The following is a 17,522-nucleotide window of genomic DNA, read 5'->3' as shown; positions in this document are numbered from 1 at the left end:
GCGTAGGCCGTGGCCCCAGCGCTGCCGCGTCAGCGACCGCAGCTGCAGGCGCCCAGCCCGGCGGCGGCGTCGTCCATCGCCGTGCGGGCCAGCCCGCTCCGGTCCGGCCGCACCCGGTCCGCCATCAGCGCGAAGACCATCAGGTTGCCCTCGCGGTCGACGGCGATGCCGGCGAGCGAGGACACCCCGGTGAGGGTGCCGGTCTTCGCGCGCACCCGGCCGCGCCCGGCGGCGGGGCCGTGGTCCATCCGGTTGGCGAGGGAGCCCGTGTAGCCCGCGACCGGCAGCGCGGCCAGCAGCGGGCGCAGTTGCGGGTGGTCGTCCGACGCGGCCCAGCGGAGCACCTCGACGAGCACGTCGGGCGAGAGCCGGTTGTCGCGCGAGAGCCCGCTGCCGTCGTACAGGACCGAGGAGCCGAGGTCGATGCCGTTGGCCGCCAGGACCCGCTCGACGGCCGCCTGGCCCGCCTCGAAGGAGCCGGTGCCCTGGTCGGCGAGGCCGATCTGGCGCAGCAGCACCTCGGCGGCGTTGTTGTCGCTGACCTCGATCAGGCGCTGCACGATCTGCGCGACGGTGGGGCTGGTGACCTCCGCGACCGGCGTGCTCGTCGCCGCGGCGCGGCCGTGGAGGGTGCCGCCGGCGACCCGGATGCCGGCGCGGACCAGCTCCTTGCGGAACTCCGCGGCCGCGGTCGGAGCCGGGTTGGTGACCTTCGTGCTGCCGTCCGGCGTGCGCGCCTCGTCGACCCAGAGCGCGCTGATCGGCGCCACCTCCGAGGGGAAGTAGTCCGGCCGCCAGCGCGGGCTGAAGTCCGGGCCGGAGAAGAGGGAGTCGTCGTAGCCGAGCTGCACGGTGCGGACGCCGTCGGTGCGCAGCGCGCGGGCGGTGCTGCGGGCGAGGGTGCGGATGTCGGCGCGGTGGGGCTCGTAGGTCGGGCTCGACGCGTCGCCGGCTGCGGCGGGGGTGCGGGTCAGGAAGGGGTCGCCGCCGCCCACGAGGACGAGCCGCGGCGTGGGCCCCGACGTGTCGAGCACTGTGGTGGTGTCGAAGGTCCGGTCCGGTCCGAGCAGGAAGAGCGCGACGGCGGAGGTCACCAGCTTGGTGGTCGAGGCGGGCATCGCCACGCTCGCACCCTCGGTCGCCCGGTAGGAGATGGCGGTGCCGTCGAGCGGGCCGACCGCCGCGAGGACGTGCTTGCCGAGGTCCTTGTCGGCCAGCGGCCGCAGCGCGGCGGCGATCGCCGCGCGGTCCAGCGCACCCGCCCCGGCTGCCGGTCGCGCCAGCGCCTTCGGACGTACGACGTCCGGTACGTCGACCTCCGGCGGCGGGGCGACCGCGGCGGGATCGGCGGGCTGCTCCGCGCCGTCGCCGCGCAGGTCGTGCCACCACTCCTCCGCGGTGCCCGTCCGCCAGGCGACGCCGCCGCCCGCGAGCAGGGCCACCCCGAGGAGGCCGGCGACCACCTTCCGGGCGCGCCGCGGACGGGCGTCGTCCTCCCGGACGGCCTCACGCTTGCCCACTGGCCTCCCTCTCCGAACGGACAGGACCGGTCCACGACTGGCTCCCGACTGCGCGTTCGGGGACATTGTGCGGGACAATGCTGCGGACAACGGCGCGGGGCGGGTCCTCCAACGGATCACCAGCGCCCGGCCGGCCCGCCGCCGCGGGCGAACGAATGAGTGTGTGGAGGAAGCCAGTGCTGGAGTTCGACGTCCTCGTGGAGATCCCCAAGGGGAGCCGCAACAAGTACGAGGTCGACCACGAGACCGGTCGGATGCGCCTCGACCGCTTCCTGTTCACCTCGACGATGTACCCCGCCGACTACGGCTACATCGAGGACACCCTGGGTCAGGACGGCGACCCGCTGGACGCCCTCGTCCTGCTGCAGGAGCCGACCTTCCCGGGCTGCCTCATCAAGTGCCGCGCGATCGGCATGTTCCGCATGACCGACGAGGCCGGCGGCGACGACAAGGTCCTGTGCGTCCCCGCGGGCGACCCGCGCATGGAGCACATCCGCGACATCAACCACGTCGCGAAGTTCGACCGCCTCGAGATCCAGCACTTCTTCGAGGTCTACAAGGACCTCGAGCCCGGCAAGTCCGTCGAGGGCGCCGACTGGGTCGGCCGCGGCGACGCCGAGCTGGAGATCCAGGCCTCCTTCGAGCGGTTCAAGTCCGACGGCGGCCACTGAGCCCCCACCCGCCTCGCGGGAGCAACGACATCCGGGAGCCCGGTCGCGTGAGCGGCCGGGCTCTCGTCGTACCCGGGCGGCACTGTCCGTGGTGGCGCCTAGGGTCGCGGCCATGAACCGCACCGACCGGCTCTACGCGCTCGTCGAGGAGCTGCGGGCCGCCGGGCCGCGGGGCCGCACGGCGAGCTGGCTCGCCGCCCGCTTCGAGGTCAGCGTGCGGACCGTCGAGCGCGACCTGAGCGCGCTCGGCCAGGCCGGCGTCCCGCTGGCGACGCGGCAGGGCCGCAACGGCGGCTACAGCCTCGACCGGTCGATGACCCTGCCGCCGCTGAACTTCACGCCCGGCGAGGCGACCGCGGTGGCGGTCGCGCTCACCAGCACGGTGCACCCGCTGTTCGCGCGCGACGCCCGGAGCGCGCTGCACAAGATCCTCGCCGCCATGCCGGAGCCCGCGATCGCCGAGGCCCGGGCGGCGGCCGCCAAGGTCCGGCTGGTCGTGCCCGAGGTCCCCGACCCGGACGTCGCGGTCGCCGAGACCATCTGGCGGGCGGTGCGGGACAACCACGTGCTCCGGATCGGGTACGTCGACGGCGACGGCGTCGAGACCGAGCGGCTGGTCGAGCCGCAGCAGGTCGTCGTCGGCCCGCGCGGCTCCTACCTCACCGCGTGGTGCCGGCTGCGCCGTGACGACCGGGTGTTCCGGATGGACCGGGTCACCCGGGCGGAGCGGGACCCGTCGCCGCCGCGCAAGCCCGGACCGCCCGGCGTCCCGGTGGGGAGCGGTCGCGGCAGGCGGATGCCGGACGCGGTCCGCCACCCGGAGGAATTCTTCGCAAACACCGACACAGGGTTGTCGCGAACCGGCGCGACGGTGGTTCCGACGACCCGCCACCAGGGCGGGTGAGGACGAAGGAGACCCCCATGACCGCCACCGCACCCGCCCCCGGCAGCCTCGCCTGGTTCGAGGTCGCGACCGACGACCCGGAGCGTGCCGAGAAGTTCTACGGCGGGCTGTTCGACTGGAGCTTCGCCGACGACGGCCCGGTGTCGGAGAGCATGGACTACCGGCGGATCACCGCGGCCGGGAGCTCCGCCCCGATGGGCGGGCTGTTCGCGACCGGCGGCCGGCTGCCCGGGCACGCCGTGTTCTCGATCGTCGTCGCCGACGTCGCGGAGACCTGCGCGCAGGCCGAGGCGCTCGGCGGCAGCGTGGTCAGCCGGCACCTCGACGTCGCCCCCGGCGTGCCGACGTTCGCCTACCTGCGCGACCCGGACGGCCAGCTCTTCGGGATCTTCGCGCCACCGGCCTGAGGCCCGGCCCGGGCTCAGTCGATCGTCGGCGCGAGCAGCGCGGCGAGCCCGGCGGCCAGCGCGGCCGGCGGCTCGTCGTGCTCGGGCGGCATGGTGACATAGCTGACCGCGATCCGGGCGAGCGTGCGCGCCAGCACCTGCGCACGCTCGGCCGGGACGACCGGCCACGTGCTGCGGACGACCTCCTCGAAGCGCTCCGCGACCCGCCCCAGCAACGGCGCCGCATCGGTCGTGACCACCCGGACCAGGTCGTGGTGGGCGTCGCCGGAGCGCACCCGCTGGATCAGTGGGTCCTGCACGGACGTCTCGAGGTACAGCGTCAGCGCGGCCTCCAGGCCCGCCCGCGGGTCGTCGGCGTGCTCGGCGATGGTCACCGCGATCAGGTCGCACAGCGCGTCGGCGAGGGCCAGCGCGTAGGCCTGGGCCAGGCCGTAGCGCGACCCGAACGCGTTGTAGAGGGTCTGCCGGCTCACGCCCGCGTCACGGGCGACGGCCTCGAGGGTGACGTCGCCCCAGGGGTGCTCGAGCAGCAGGTTGCGCAGGGCGTCGAAGACCGCCGCGCTCCGCTCGGAGGCCGTCCTGCGTCGCGCCCGGGGCACCTGCATCAGCGCTTGACCCCGCGGAAGTAGCCGATCGCGCCGCTCTTCTCGATCACGACGTCGGCGATGCCCTGGCCGGCCAGCCACCCCTCGAGGTCGTCGCTGGTGCAGCCCGGTCCGAGCAGGCCGGCGATCCGGCCGGCCTTGCGCAGCGGCGCGTAGCGCACCGAGTCGTTGAGCAGCGCGCTGCCTGTGAGTACGCCGCCCGGCCGGAGCACGCGCGCCATCTCGATGACCGCCCGGGCCGGGTCGGGGAAGCAGTGCAGGCCGGTGAAGGTGACCACGAGGTCGAAGGACGCGTCCGCGAAGGGCAGGTCGCCGACGTCGGCGATGCGGGGCTCGACCTGGTCGGCGACGCCGCGCTCCTGCGCAGCCTCCATCGTGCGGTCCAGCATGGCCTGCGCGATGTCGGCGGCGACGTACTCGACGCCCTGGCCGGGCTTCAGCCCGCGCAGGGCGACACCACCACCGCACGGGATGTCGAGGATGCGCGCGCCGGCGGGCTGCCGACCGATCTCGGCCGCCGCGCGGTAGAGGAGGCGCAGGTCGCTCTGGATGCCGACGCGCCAGATCGCGCCGCCCGCACGCGGGTGCTCGACCGTCCAGTCGTAGAAGGACGCCCACAGCGGGTCGTCGGACCAGCCGCCGAGGCCGGGGACCTTCGACACGGCAGCGCGCACGAGGTGGGTGGGCATCTCAGGCACCTCCCTCGACCAGGGCCGGGGCTCGGAGCAGCGGCTCGGGGACGGCGAACGCGTCGACCAGCTCCCGCGCGACCGGGCGGAGCCGGCGGCACAGGTCGCCGATGTCACGGGTGATCGCCTTCGACCGTTGGGTGGACAGGCGGTCGTGCTCGATGAACCACGCGGCGTCGGCCTCGATGCCGGAGAGCGCGTGCAGGTCGCACAGCGCGTTGAGGGCGAGCTTGAGGTCGCCGTCCTCCATCGCGGCGACCTGCTCGACGAAGGCCTCCAGCACGATGCGCTCGACGTGGGCTCGGGCCGCGGCGATCACGTGGTCCTGGACGCGGGAGAAGACCTCGCCGGGGTTCATGCCGGAGTCGACACCGCGCTTGAGGCGCCGGGCGACACCGCCGATCCGGTGCTCCTCGCGGAAGCGGTACATCGCGAGGTGGTACTCCGGGTCGCGCAGTCCCGCGTCGGTCGACCAGCTGTCGTTGCCGCCCGACGGCAGCGCGTCGCGGATGCTCTGCAGCAGGCGGTGGGCGCGGGTCTTCTCGAGGACCGTGTCGACCGCGAGGCCGGCGACGAAACGCACCATGCCGAGCTGGTCGAGGTCGGAGAAGTCGCTCGCGAAGTCCGTGAGCAGGCCCTTGCCGACCAGCTGCAGCAGGACGTGGTTGTCGCCCTCGAAGGTCGTGAAGACATCGGTGTCGGCCTTGAGCGCGGCGAACCGGTTGACCGACAGGTAGCCGGCCCCGCCGCACGCCTCGCGACACTCCTGGATCACGTCGGTGGCCAGCCAGGTCGACAGCGCCTTCGTCCCGGCGGCCCGCGACTCCAGCAGCCGCCGCGACTCCTCGTCGGTCGTGATGCCCGAGAACACGTCGTGGAGGCGCGCGGCGAGCACCTCCTGCGCGAAGTGCAGTGCGTAGGTGCGCGCCAGCCGCGGGAGCAGGCGACGCTGGTGCAGGCCGTAGTCGAGCAGCAGCTGCTCCTTCTCGCCGTCCGCGCCCTCGCCGGCACCGGTCTCGAACTGGCGTCGCTGCAGGGCGTAGCGGACCGCGATCGTCAGGGCGACCTTCGCGGCGCTGACCCCGGCCGCGCCGACCGAGACCCGGCCCTGGACGAGCGTCCCGAGCATCGTGAAGAAGCGACGGCCCGCGCTCTCGATCTCGCTGACGTACGTGCCGTCCTCGGTGACGTCGGCGAACCGGTTGAGCAGCGCCTCCCGCGGCACCCGCACCCCGTCGAACCAGATCCGGCCGTTGTCGACGCCGTTGAGGCCCATCTTGTGGCCGTCGTCCTCGATCCGGATGCCCGGCAGCGTGGCGCCCGCCTCGTCGCGCAGGGGTACGACGAGCGCGTGCACGCCGTGCTCCTCCCCCGCCACCTCGAGCTGGGCGAACACCACCGCGACTCGGGCGTGCTTCGCGGCGTTGCCGATGTAGTCCTTGCCGGCCTCGGGCGTCGTCGTCGTGATGACGAACTCCCCCGCCTCCGGGTCGTAGGAGGCGACCGTGCCGAGGGCCTGCACGTTGCTGCCGTGGCCGGTCTCGGTCATCGCGAAGCAGCCGAGCAGGCGCCCCGCGATCAGGTCGGCCAGGTACGCGTCGTGGTGCCGCTTCGTGCCGAGCTGCAGGATCGCGCCACCGAACAGGCCGAACTGCACGCCGACCTTCACCAGCACCGAGAGGTCGCCGTAGGCGAGGGTGCCGAAGGCCGCGATCGAGGCGCCGATGTCGCCACCTCCGCCGTACTCCTCGGGGAAGCCCATGCCGACCGCGCCGGTGCTCGCGATCTCGAGGACGACCTCCTTGACCCGCTCGCGGAACTCCTCGCGCGGCATCGTCTCGGCATCCTCGAGCACGGAGGCGTACGTCGGGAGCAGCGCCCGCACGGTGCGGCGGACGTCGGCGTACCGGCCGTCCAGCAGTTCGGTGAGCGCGGGGACGTCGACGGTGAGGACCGGCGGCGCGCTGGTGGTGGACTCCTCGGCCATGGGCCGAACCTAGTGGATCGGCGGGCGGATCAGGGCCGCGCGTAGAAGTCGGGCGTCCGCCAGTAGTACATCGACTCCTCGGTCACCGGGCGACCGGTGCGCGGGGCGTGGATGATCCGGCCGCCGCCGACGTAGAGCGCGACGTGGTAGATCGACGACGGGCTGCCGTTGTCGCCCCAGAAGACGAGGTCGCCCGGGCGGAGCTGGCCGGCGGAGATCGGCGTCGAGACGTCGTACTGGGCGACGGAGTAGTGCGGCAGGCTCTTGCCGCCGGCGGCCCACGCCTTCGAGGTCAGGCCCGAGCAGTCCCACGAGCCGGGTCCGGCCGCGCCCCACTGGTAGGGCTCGCCGAGCTGCGCGCGGGCGAAGGCGATCGCGGCCTGGGCGCCCCCGGAGGGAGCCGGCGGGTCCGCGGGCGCGGGGTCCGCGGGCGCGGGGTCGGGAGCGGGCGCGGGAGCGGGGCCGCCGTCGGCGGGCTGGGGCTGCGAATCCGGCCGGGGCTCCGGGTCGGGGGTCGCGGCCGCCCGTGCCCGGCGGGTCTCCGACTCGAGCGCGTCCTGGCGTCGCTGGGCAACCGCGACGCTGACGCCCTGCAGCCGGGCCAGGGTCGCGACCAGGCGCACCCTCTGGCGACCGACCCGGCGGGCCGTCGCCGCCGCGGCGTCGGCCTCCGCCTGCGCCGCGTCGCGTGCCGTCCGGGCCTTCGCCAGGGCCTGCTCGGCCTCGTCGGCCGCGGCCGTGGCCGACTCCTCCGCCTTCGCGGCGGCGCCGGCCGCGGCGTCGTACTCGGCGCGCTGCTGATCGAGCAGGTCGTCGACCCGGTCCTTGCTCGCGGTCTCCTCCAGCAGCGCCTGCATGTCGTCCGCGGCGAGGATCGCGTTGGCGGCGGCGAGGTCGGTGCCCGCGCCGCTGGTCGTGATCAGGACGTCGCGGTACGCCGCCTTCTGCGCCCGCAGAGCCTTGTCGGCGCGGGCCGACGCGGCCGTCGCCGTCCGCTCCCGGACCCGCGCCTGCTGCGCCTCCCAGCGGGCGCCGTTCCACGCCTCGGCCGCCTTCGCGGCCCGGACGGACGCGGCGTCGAGGGCGTCGTCGGCGGCCGCGAGGCGCTCCTGGATCCCGTCGACGTCGGTCCGCGCGTCGGCCGCACGCTCCTTGGCCGCGCGGACGTCGGCGGCGCTGGGGGTGCTGCTCCCCGAGCCGCCGCCGGCCCCGTCCGGGTCGGCGATCGCCGGCGCGACCACCCCCGCGGTCAGCACGAGCGCGAGCAGTCCGGTCCCGAGAGTTGGCGTACGCACTCGCGTCACCGTAGTGCGATTTCGTCACATTGGAAACAAAAATCCCAAGATTCTCAGGAGTTGTCGGCGTGTCGGCTTGACGAACTACATCGTTGTAATTCCTAGAAGTCGCCGCCAGTTTCACCGGCCGGCCGGTGAAACTGGCGCGCTTGAACGACGAAACTCACGCTTGGACGATGAAGTTTCGTCGTCCAAGCGTGAGTTTCACCGGCCGGCCGGTGAAACTCCCAGACGGCAGCAGTCAGCGACGTCAGTCGACGTCGACCGGCACCTTCGACGTGGTCGTCGTCGGGTGCGAGTGCCCGTGCCTGTCGAACTTCTGCCCGCTCGCCACGCCGCCCACGTAGAAGGACACGATGGCGATCGCGATGCCGGCGAGGTCGTCGGCGACATAGTGCCAGCCGAAGTAGAGGGTCGCGATGACGGTGAGGCCGAAGTTGACCCAGAAGATCCACTTCAGGATCTTCGAGCGCAGCGTGTACTGCACCATCAGCGCGAACAGCAGGGTGATCGCGCAGTGCAGGCTGGCGAAGCCGGCGATCGAGTTCACGGACCCGGTCGCGCCGCCGTACAGCACGTTGCCGCGGGCCCGGACGATCGAGTTCATCAGGTCGGTCGTGCCGGTGTGGGTGAGGCCGTCGACGCCGTAGTACAGCGAGGCGTAGGCGATGCCGGGTCCCAGGGTCGGCAGCAGGTAGTACGACAGGGTGCCCAGCGACCAGGCGAGGCACTGCGCCGTGACGAACCAGTAGCCGAAGGACATGTTGCGCGACCAGACCAGCCACGCCGTGACGCCGAGCGGCACGAGCGGCAGGAACATGAGGTAGATCGGCGACAGGATCTCGGCGGTGAACGTCGTGCCGAAGATCCCGTGGAGGACCTCGCTCGGGTCGTGGCCGAAGAAGATGACCTTGTCGAGCAGGTGCAGCTCGCGGTCGTACGACAGCGCCCTCGGCTTGTCCGCCGTCGCGTCCGGCGCGGAGCGCACGAAGGGCAGGAACGACTTGAGGTTCCGGTAGCTGACGTAGGTCAGGTAGAAGCTGATGACGCCGATGCCGACGAGCGTCGCCCGTTCCTTGGTCCAGTGCGTCTTCAGCCGGTGCTTCGCGATCGGCAGCACCCGGTTCGGACGCCCCCGCGCGCGCCACAGCGTCAGCGGCAGCAGGTCGAGGAGCAGGGCCCCGACCAGGAGCAGCGGGAGGCGGATGTACGACGGCCCGAGGAAGCTGCCCTCCGGGTCGAGCAGCCGCCGGTCGAGCTTGACGGCGGCGAACACTGCGAGGCCCAGCATGAGCGCGGCCGTGCCGATGAGGAGGGTATAGGCGCGGCGGTACACCCGACGGAGTCTAGGAGACGGTGCCAGTTCCACTGTCACTTCCGCTGCCCGAAGGCCGTACGACGATCGTCACACCGTCCTCGTCGGGCAGCCCGGCGGCCGCCAGGATCCGCGCGGCGTCGGGCCCGCCGAAGCTGCGCCGGGCGCCCAGGAAGTCCCGCGCCTCGTCGTCCACCGGCTGCGCCCACACCTCGGCGACGGGCCCCTCCTGCACGATCCGGCCGGCGCGCATGAGGGCCACCCGGTCGGCCACGGCGAAGGCCTCGTCCTGGTCGTGGGTGACCAGCAGGGCCGTCGTACCGGCTTCGACGAGGATCCGGCGCAGGTCGGCGCCGAGGCGGACCCGCAGGCCCGCGTCGAGCGCGCTGAGCGGCTCGTCGAGCAGGATCAGCCGGGGGCGGGCGGCGAGCGAGCGGGCGAGGGCGACGCGCTGGCGCTCCCCGCCGGACAGCGTGCGGGGCAGGCGCTCGCCGTAGCCCGCCAGGCCGACGAGCGCGAGCAGGTCGTCGACCTCGGCGCGGACGGCGCGGCGGTCGGCGCCGCGCAGCCGCTGCGCGTAGCCGACGTTGCGGGCGACGGTGAGGTGGTCGAAGAGCTGGCCGTCCTGGAACATCAGCGCGAAGCCGCGCCGGTGGGTCGGTGTGCCGGCGAGGTCGGCGCCGTCCCAGGCGACCCGACCGACGGCGGGCTCGAGGCCGGCGATCGCACGCAGCAGCGTGGACTTGCCGCACCCGGAGGGGCCCAGGACGGCCAGCACGTCGCCGTCGGCGACGGTGAGGTCCACCCCGTCGACGGCGACGGTGCCGTCGAAGGCGACGGTCAGGTCGGAGAGCTCGAGCATCACCAGGCTCCTGTTCCGGGCACCCGCAGGCGCTCGACGACGAGGATCACGGCCGCGGTGACCGCGGCCAGCACCACGGAGGCGGCCAGTGCGGTCCCGTGGTTGAGCGGCCCGGGGTGGCCGAGCAGCCGGTAGATCACGACCGGCAGGGTCGGCTCGGCGGGCCGCACGATGAAGGACGTGGCGCCGAACTCCCCCAGCGACACGGCGAACGCGAAGCCCGCAGCGGCGAGGACCGGGCGCCACACCACCGCGAGGTCGACGGTCAGCAGCGTGCGCAGCGGACCGGCGCCCAGCGACGCGGCGGCCTGCCGCTGCCGGTCGTCGATGCCGGCCAGCACCGGCACGAGGGTCCGTACGACGATCGGCAGGGCCACCAGCGCCTGCGCGATCGGGACGAGGAGCGGGCTCGAGCGCAGGTCGAGCGGAGGCTCGTCGAGCGCGATGAGGAAGCCGAAGCCGAGGGTCACCGCGGAGACGCCCAGGGGCAGCATGAAGAAGCCGTCGAGGGCGGCCCGGGCCCGGCGGCCGGCACGCGAGCGCACCCGCCGGGTCACCACGAAGGCGACCACCAGGCCGAGCAGCAGCGACATCCACGTGGCGTCGACGGCGATCCGCAGCGAGGCACCGAGCGCCTCCGCGACCGAGACCGGGAACAGTCCGTCGGCCGACCCGCCGAGGGCGCGGTAGTGGTCGAGGGACCAGCCGCCGTCGCGACGGAACGACCCGGCGACGAGGGCGAGGACCGGCAGGGCGACGGCCGCGAGCGTCGCGACGGTCACCACGATCGCGGGGGCGTCGCGCCACTGCGGGCGCGCGGCGGGGGCGACCGACCGTCGTACGGTCGGGTCCGGGACGGCCCGCAGCCGGCCGACCACGACGAGCAGGAGGACCACCGCGAGCATCTGCACCAGCGACAGCGCGGCAGCCGCCGGCAGGTCGAGCAGGTCGGCGGTCAGCAGGTAGATCTCGGTCTCCACCGAGGAGTAGCGCACCCCGCCGAGGATCAGTACCACGCCGAACGCGGTCGCGCAGAAGAGGAACACCACGCTCGCGGCGGACACGACGGCCGGCCGCAGCGCCGGGAAGGTGACGGTCCGGAAGACCTGCCACGGCGTCGCTCCGAGCGCCGCGGCCGCCTCGGCGGGTCGACGGTCGAGCGACTCCCAGGCGACGCCGACGGTGCGGATCACGACGGCGACGTTGAAGAAGACCAGCCCGATGATGATCGCGACCGCTGTGCCGTCGAGTCCGAGGAAGCCGAGCACGCCCGCCGGGGCGATCAGCTCGCGCACCGCGAGCCCGACGACGACGGTCGGCAGCACGAAGGGCACCAGCAGCGCGGCACGGACCACCGAGCGGCCCGGGAAGCGCAGCCGGTGCAGGACGTACGCCGCCGGCAGGCCGAGGGCGACCGCGACCGTGGTGGCCACGGTGCTGGTCCAGACGGTGAACCACACCACCCGGCCGGTCCGTGGTCGCCGCAGCACGTCGAGGACGGCGCCCGGATCGAAGCGGCCCTCGGGCCACAGCCCGCGGTGCAGCATGGCGCCGACGGGCAGCACGAAGAAGACGGTCACCACCGCGACGGGGACCAGGGCCAGGACGACGTACGCGATGCGTCCCGTCGTCCGCCCCCTCGCCCCGCCGACGGCCGTGCTCATCTCCAGCTCACTTCGAGACGATGTCCGTCCACTCCTCCAGCCACGACTGCCGCTGCTCGGCGATCTCGGCCGGGTCGACGGTCTCGGTCTCCTCGGGGCGCTTCGCGAACTTCGCCCAGTCGGCGGGCAGCTCGACGCCGTCGGCGACCGGGAAGACGTACATCGACGGCGGCAGCGCGGCCTGCACCTCCGGCGACAGCAGCCAGTCGATGACCGCGTGCGCGCCCTCGGTGTTGGTGTCCTCGCCCTTCAGCACGCCGGTGTACTCGACCTGCTGGAAGCAGCCGTCGAGCAGCGCCTTCGTCGTCGTCCGGGTCTTGGCCTTGTTGAGCGTGAAGGCCGGCGACGAGTCGTAGGAGACGACGATCGGGCGGTCACCGCCGGAGAAGGTGAAGTCCTCGAAGTAGGCCTCGGTCCAGCCCTTGACGACCTTGGCGCCGTTGGCGGCGAGGTCCTTCCAGTAGCCCTGCCACCCGTCGCCGTAGCGGCCGATCGTGGCCAGAAGGAAGGCCAGGCCCGGCGAGCTGGTGCTCGCGGCCGGGACGACGAGCAGGTCCTTGTAGGCGGGCTCGGTCAGGTCAGCGAGGGTCTGCGGCTCGGCGATCCCCTTGCTGCGGAACCACGCCGAGTCGACGTTGACGCAGACCGCGCCGGTGTCGACGGGCGTGAGCGCGTCGTCGTCGTCGCCCGGCAGCTCGTAGGCCTCGGCACCGTCCGGGAGCTCGGGGGCGTAGGCGTCGAAGACGCCCTCGTCCACGGCCCGGGTCGCGAAGGTGTTGTCGACGCCGAAGACGACGTCGCCGATCGGGTCGTCCTTCGTGAGCACCAGCTGGTTGGTCAGCGCGCCCGCGTCGGCGAGCTTGCTGATCGTCAGCTGGTAGCCGGTGTCCTTCTCGAACTGCTCGACCAGCTCCTCGGGGATCGCGAAGGACTCGTGGGTCACCAGGGTGACCTCGGTGTTCCGCACCCCCGCCTTGTCGTCGTCCTCCTGCCCGACGAGCGAGCAGCCGCCCGCCAGGAGGGTCGCCGCCGTGAGACCGGTGATCGTGGTGAGTGCGCGCGCACGCATGGGTGGACTCCCTTCGCCGGTGCTAACCGGATCAGGTTCGGAGGGTCTGCGGCGTACCGCACTCTCAGCCCGTGGCGCGGGCTCCCCTGTCTGACCGCCCTAGTTTACGGCGGTGTACTCCACCCCGTCGGCCCGGTCCGCCGACGTCGCCTGGCCGCGCGCGACGAGCAGGTCGAGGTGGGCCTTCGTCTCCATCGCAGCCATTCCCTGGCTGAAGACGTCGAGCTCGTCGTAGGCCCGCTCGTGGCGGGTCCAGCCGAGGTCTTTCGCGACCACGAGCGAGGTGACCGTGCCGCGCGCCCGCAGCGAGGCGAGGCACAGCTCGAGACGCTCCTCGTGGTGGGCGAGCAGCTCGTCGACACGCTCGTACGACGACGGGGCGACCGGCCCGTGGGCCGGGAGGATCCGCAGGTCGGGCAGCTGGCGCACCCGCGCCAGCGAGGCCATGAACTGCCCCAGCGGCTGCTCGACGGCCGGCACGGTGAAGCCGATCGACGGGGTGATCGTCGGGAGCACGTGGTCGCCGGCGAAGAGCACGCCCTCGGCCCGGTCGGCGTAGACGTAGTGGCCCGGCGTGTGACCGGGGGTGTGCACCGCGTCGATGACGCGGTGGCCGACCTCGAAGCTGCGGTCGCCCTCCAGCCAGAGGTCGGGGAAGGCCCAGTCCGCCGCGTCGGGCAGCTCGCCGTCGTGGCCGGCCTCCCACAGGTCCGCGATGTCCGCGGCGCCGGCGGTGCGCAGCACCTCGAGGAACGGGCTGCCCTTGATCTCGCCGAGGGAGGCCCGGTGGAGCAGCTCGAGCGCGGGCTTCTCGTCGACGCCGAGGGCCACCTCGGCGCCGTACTCGTGGCCGAGGACGGTGGCCATCGTGAAGTGGTCGCGGTGGACGTGGGTCACGAGGAAGCGCTTGATGTCGCCGAAGCCGGAGTCGATCGAGCGCAGGCTCTTGTCGAGCAGCTCGCGGGCGACCGGGATGGACCAGCCGCCGTCGATGAGGGTGAGCCCGTCGTCCCCCTCGACGACGTACACGTTGATCGCCTTGAGGGCGTCCATCGGCAGCGGCAGCGGGATGCGGTGGATGCCGTCCGCGACCTTCCAGGCGCCCTCGTTGGCCCAGTGCTCGCCGGAGTCCGGCGAGATGGCATGACCGGTCGCGACGCCCTTGGTGCTCATGACCCCGACCTTAGAGAGGGGCCGTCTCGGGTTGGAGGTCGGGGAGGCCGAGGTCGAGGTTGGGCTGCTGGATCCCGCCGTCGACCTCGAGCAGCTTGCCCGTCACGAACTGGCCCGCGCGCGAGGACAGGTAGACCACCGCGGCGGCGATGTCCTCCGCCTCGCCGATCCGGCCGAGGGGTGTCGCCTCCTCCATCTGCTGCTTCATGGCGGGTACGCCGGCGACGAACTCCAGCGCGCTGGTCATCACCGATCCGACGTACACGCCGTTGACGCGGACGGACGGGGCCAGGTCGGTCGCCGCGAGCCGCGTCCAGTGGGCGAGGGCGGCCTTGGCGACGCCGTACGCGAGGTAGCCGCGGGCAGCGGTCCGACCCATCATCGAGCTGATGGAGGTGATCGACTTCTGCCGGCCCTCGCCCGCCGACGCGAGCATCAGCGGGACGGCCGCGCGGCTCAGCGCGTGCGCGGTCGCGACGTTGAAGTGGAAGGACTCCTCGAGATAGGCCACGTCGGTGTCGAGGAAGGCGTTCGGGATGGTGCCGCCGACGTTGTTGACGACGACGTCGAGGCGGCCGAAGGCGTCGTACGCCGCCTGCGCCAGCGCGGCGACCTCGTCGGTGTGCGCGAGGTTCGCCGGTACGACGACCGCTCGCCTGCCGGTCGCCTCGACCCGCTCCTTGACCTCCAGCAGCTGGGCCTCGGTGCGCGAGGAGATCAGCACGTCGGCGCCAGCCTCGGCCAGCGCGACGGCGGTCGCGGCGCCGATGCCGCGACCCGCGCCGGTGACGACGGCGACGTGGTCGGTGAGGGTGAAGCGGTCGAGGATGCTCATCGCTCCGCCTTCGTGCCGGTCACGAGGCCGCGACCGGTGACCAGTCCGAGGTCGAGCGCGGAGCGCAGACCGGGCTGGGCCGCGACCACCGCGGGGACAGCGTTGATGAGCCGCTGCGCGGTGACGATCATCCCGGAGACGTTGTGGTCGCCGTTCTCGCCGTGGTGGGTGAACTCCACCTTCATGCACGGCTCGCCGGTGATCTCGATCCGGTAGCAGCCGTCGCCCTCGTTGGGCGTCGGCCAGTCCGGCTCGGCGGTCGCGTCGGTGCGGGTGACGTGCTCGAGGGTGACCCGCGGGACGCCGTCGACGGTGCCGACGACCCGGAACATCACCGAGCCCATCGTCCCCTCCTCGACGTCGACGGAGACCGTGCTGACGCTGCGCGGGGCGGGGCGGCGGTCGACCTCCTCGACGAGCGGCTCGTCGAGCGTCACGCCGAGGCCGTCGGCGATGATCCGCACGACCGGGCCCCAGGCGGTGGTCAGGATGCCGGGCTCCCACAGCAGCGGCTTCGCGTCGAGCGGCTGGCCGAAGCCGAACAGGTCGCGCATCACGACAGGCTGGTAGTAGGTCGAGTAGTCCGCGATCTCGCTGACCTTCACGTGGTCGATCCGCTGGGACAGCGAGGTCATCACGAGCGGCAGGACGTCGTTGGCGAAGCCCGGGTCGATGCCGTTGACGTGCAGGCTGGCGCCGCCCTGCCGGCCCGCCTCGTCGATCGCCTCGATCATCTCGGGCGGCAGCGTCCCGTCGCGGTGCAGCAGGATCACCGGTCCCGACGACACCACGTTGACGCCGTCGCGGATGAACCCGGTCAGGTCCTCGATCGACTCGAAGACCCGGTCGTCGGTCATCGCCCCGTGCACGATGCAGTCGGGCCGGAGCGCGATCAGCTCGTCGCGGTCCGTGGTCGCCCTGACGCCGAGCTCGCGGCCGAGCCCCGCCAGCTCGCCGGCGTCCTTGCCGTGCTTGTCCGGGGTGGAGGTCCACACGCCGACGAGCTCGAGGTTGGGATGGGCGTCGACGCCGACGATGGCGTGCCGGCCGATGGTCCCGGTCGACCAGACGACGACACGCAGCGGCTTCTCGGGGATGACCTGTGACATGGGAGGAGACTAGAACGAGTTCTAGTTTTGGGGAAGGGTTGCGGGCGCGGGAGATTCACCGGCCGGCCGGTGAAACTCATGGTTGGACGACGAAGTTTCGTCGTCCAGGCGTGAGTTTCGTCGTCCAAGCGCGAGAGTTTCACCGGCCGGCCGGTGAAACTCACTCCCCCCGCCGCACCACCGGGATGATCTCCCCCGCCGCCCACTCCGGACACCGCGTCCCCGAGTAGATCGTCGGCATGCACCGGTTGCAGTGGATGCAGATCCCCTTCCGGGCGACCCCCGCCTGCAGCCGGTTGACCAGGTCCGGCTCCCGCAGCAGCGCCCGCCCCATCACCACGAAGTCGAAGCCGTCCGCCATCGCCTGCTGCATGGTGTCGAGCCGGTTGATCCCGCCGAGCAGCATGAGCGGCATCGCGAGCTCGCGGCGGAACTCCATCGCCTTCTCGCGGAAGTACGCCTCCTCGAACGGGTACTCCTTCAGGAAGCTCCGCCCCACCGGCGTCCTCATCCCCCAGCGCACCAGCGGCGGCATGGTGTCGGCGAACTCCGACACCGGCGCGGCACCGCGGAAGAGGTACATCGGGTTCATCAGCGACGAGCCACCCGAGAGCTGGAGCGCGTCGAGGTGGCCGTCGCCCTGCAGCAGCCGGGCCAGGTCGAGGCCGATCTCGGTCGTGACCCCGCCGGCGAAGCCGTCGGACACCGAGATCTTCGCGGTCACCGCGACGGCGTCCCCGACCTCCTCCCGTACGACGCGCGCCACCTGCCGCGCGAGCCGGGCGCGCCGCTCGAGGGGGCCACCCCAGCGGTCGCGGCGGCGGTTGAGCGCGGGCGCGAGGAAGGACGAGATCAGGTACGAGTGCGCCATGTGCAGCTCGAGCACGTCGAAGCCGGCGCGCACCAGGAGGCGGGCCGTGTCGACGTACGCCTTCGTCACCCGGGTCAGGTCCCGCTCCGACGCCGAGCGGATCATCTGCATCGAGAGCGGGCTGGGCATCCGGCTCGCCGCGATCGCGGGGACGCCGTTGGAGCGGCCGTTGGCGACCGGGCCGGCGTGGCCGACCTGGCCGGCGATCGCGGCGCCGGTCGCGTGGATCTCGTCGGCGAGCCGGGCCAGTCCGGGCAGGGTGCGCTCGGAGACCACGATCTGCTCCGCGTGCGTGCGCCCGTCGGGCGCGACCGCGAGGTAGGCGACGGTCGTCAGGCCGACCCCGCCCTCGGCGGGCGCCCGGTGGTAGGCGATCAGCTCGTCGGTCACCTCGCCGTGCGGGGTGCGTCCTTCGAAGGTCGCGGCCTTCACCGTCCGGTTGCGCAGCCGCACCGGGCCGAGGTCGACGGGGGCGAAGACGTCAGGTGCGCTCACGCATCGCACTGTAGGGCCAAACTGAAACGCGTTCTAGTCACCGGGTCGTAT

General features: G+C 72.9%; 16 protein-coding genes and 1 riboswitch. Of the genes, 3 read left to right on the top strand and 13 right to left on the bottom strand.

What is annotated here, in order from left to right:
* Positions 1-29: 29 nt before the first annotated feature.
* Complete coding sequence (gene dacB, locus BJ993_RS12735; protein WP_179649073.1) at positions 30-1,520, bottom strand: D-alanyl-D-alanine carboxypeptidase/D-alanyl-D-alanine endopeptidase; 1,491 nt, start codon at positions 1,518-1,520, stop codon at positions 30-32.
* A 179-nt stretch (positions 1,521-1,699) separates the two neighbouring features.
* Between dacB and BJ993_RS12730 the strand changes: the two genes are divergently transcribed.
* The 3 genes from BJ993_RS12730 (at position 1,700) to BJ993_RS12720 (ending at position 3,502) form a co-directional block, all read left to right on the top strand.
* Positions 1,700-2,191 (top strand): inorganic diphosphatase, encoded by a 492-nt coding sequence (locus BJ993_RS12730; RefSeq protein WP_036550602.1) that lies wholly within the window; start codon positions 1,700-1,702, stop codon positions 2,189-2,191.
* A 112-nt stretch (positions 2,192-2,303) separates the two neighbouring features.
* Entirely contained in the window at positions 2,304-3,095 is a 792-nt protein-coding gene (locus tag BJ993_RS12725) for a helix-turn-helix transcriptional regulator (RefSeq protein WP_179649072.1), read from the top strand.
* Positions 3,096-3,112: 17 nt separating this feature from the next.
* A complete protein-coding gene (locus BJ993_RS12720) occupies positions 3,113-3,502 on the top strand; it encodes a VOC family protein (protein WP_036550023.1) in 390 nt (129 codons plus the stop codon).
* Positions 3,503-3,516: 14 nt separating this feature from the next.
* Here BJ993_RS12720 and BJ993_RS12715 read toward each other — a convergent pair whose 3' ends face one another.
* The 12 genes from BJ993_RS12715 to BJ993_RS12660 form a co-directional block, all read right to left on the bottom strand.
* Entirely contained in the window at positions 3,517-4,107 is a 591-nt protein-coding gene (locus BJ993_RS12715) for a TetR/AcrR family transcriptional regulator (protein ID WP_179649071.1), read from the bottom strand.
* Entirely contained in the window at positions 4,107-4,796 is a 690-nt protein-coding gene (locus BJ993_RS12710; RefSeq protein ID WP_179649070.1) for a class I SAM-dependent methyltransferase, read from the bottom strand. The genes BJ993_RS12715 and BJ993_RS12710 overlap by 1 nt, the downstream gene beginning before the upstream one ends.
* Position 4,797: 1 nt before the next feature.
* A complete protein-coding gene (locus tag BJ993_RS12705; RefSeq protein WP_179649069.1) occupies positions 4,798-6,783 on the bottom strand; it encodes an acyl-CoA dehydrogenase family protein in 1,986 nt (661 codons plus the stop codon).
* 29 nt (positions 6,784-6,812) lie between these two features.
* Positions 6,813-8,078, bottom strand: a complete 1,266-nt coding sequence (locus BJ993_RS12700; RefSeq protein ID WP_179649068.1) for a C40 family peptidase — start codon at positions 8,076-8,078, stop codon at positions 6,813-6,815.
* 250 nt (positions 8,079-8,328) lie between these two features.
* A complete protein-coding gene (locus BJ993_RS12695; RefSeq protein ID WP_308645559.1) occupies positions 8,329-9,414 on the bottom strand; it encodes a phosphatase PAP2 family protein in 1,086 nt (361 codons plus the stop codon).
* A gap of 10 nt (positions 9,415-9,424) precedes the next feature.
* Positions 9,425-10,255: an ABC transporter ATP-binding protein gene (locus tag BJ993_RS12690; protein ID WP_179649067.1), complete on the bottom strand. Its 831-nt coding sequence runs from the start codon at positions 10,253-10,255 to the stop codon at positions 9,425-9,427.
* Complete coding sequence (locus tag BJ993_RS12685) at positions 10,255-11,919, bottom strand: ABC transporter permease (RefSeq protein ID WP_179649066.1); 1,665 nt, start codon at positions 11,917-11,919, stop codon at positions 10,255-10,257. The genes BJ993_RS12690 and BJ993_RS12685 overlap by 1 nt, the downstream gene beginning before the upstream one ends.
* Positions 11,920-11,926: 7 nt before the next feature.
* Positions 11,927-12,988 (bottom strand): thiamine ABC transporter substrate-binding protein, encoded by a 1,062-nt coding sequence (locus tag BJ993_RS12680; RefSeq protein ID WP_179649065.1) that lies wholly within the window; start codon positions 12,986-12,988, stop codon positions 11,927-11,929.
* Positions 12,980-13,086, bottom strand: a riboswitch (TPP riboswitch). It overlaps the preceding gene by 9 nt.
* Position 13,087: 1 nt before the next feature.
* Positions 13,088-14,161 (bottom strand): MBL fold metallo-hydrolase, encoded by a 1,074-nt coding sequence (locus BJ993_RS12675; RefSeq protein ID WP_179649064.1) that lies wholly within the window; start codon positions 14,159-14,161, stop codon positions 13,088-13,090.
* Positions 14,162-14,171: 10 nt separating this feature from the next.
* Positions 14,172-14,996: an SDR family oxidoreductase gene (locus tag BJ993_RS12670; RefSeq protein ID WP_179649063.1), complete on the bottom strand. Its 825-nt coding sequence runs from the start codon at positions 14,994-14,996 to the stop codon at positions 14,172-14,174.
* Positions 14,993-16,105: an NAD(P)H-dependent amine dehydrogenase family protein gene (locus BJ993_RS12665; protein ID WP_179649062.1), complete on the bottom strand. Its 1,113-nt coding sequence runs from the start codon at positions 16,103-16,105 to the stop codon at positions 14,993-14,995. The genes BJ993_RS12670 and BJ993_RS12665 overlap by 4 nt, the downstream gene beginning before the upstream one ends.
* 160 nt (positions 16,106-16,265) lie before the next feature.
* Positions 16,266-17,471: an oxidoreductase gene (locus BJ993_RS12660; RefSeq protein WP_308645558.1), complete on the bottom strand. Its 1,206-nt coding sequence runs from the start codon at positions 17,469-17,471 to the stop codon at positions 16,266-16,268.
* Between the last annotated feature and the right edge of the window lie 51 nt (positions 17,472-17,522).

Source organism: Nocardioides aromaticivorans (assembly GCF_013408525.1).
GTDB lineage: Bacteria > Actinomycetota > Actinomycetes > Propionibacteriales > Nocardioidaceae > Nocardioides > Nocardioides aromaticivorans.
This window is presented reverse-complemented; position numbering and strand designations above follow the sequence as displayed.